The sequence below is a fragment of the Bacillus bingmayongensis genome, assembly GCF_000299035.1.
Taxonomy (GTDB): domain Bacteria; phylum Bacillota; class Bacilli; order Bacillales; family Bacillaceae_G; genus Bacillus_A; species Bacillus_A bingmayongensis.
In genome coordinates, this window is record NZ_JH921520.1 from 1 (window position 1) to 231 (window position 231).

Here is a 231-nt window from a genome sequence, read left to right on the forward strand (position 1 = left end):
ACTAATAGATCGAGGACTTAACCATATAATATGTAGCAAGTGTTATCTAGTTTTGAGAGAATATAAAAAAACTTGTTGACATTTAAAATGAATCAAGTATAATAATGATTGTCTCAAATGAAATAAGTCTGGTAATGATGGCAGAGAGGTCACACCCGTTCCCATACCGAACACGGAAGTTAAGCTCTCTAGCGCCGATGGTAGTTGGGGCCTTGCCCCTGTGAGAGTAGG

General features: G+C 39.0%; 1 rRNA gene. It reads left to right on the forward strand.

Going from position 1 to position 231, the window contains the following annotated elements:
• Positions 1-137: 137 nt before the first annotated feature.
• Positions 138-231, forward strand: a 5S ribosomal RNA gene (gene rrf / locus Y7E_RS0123385).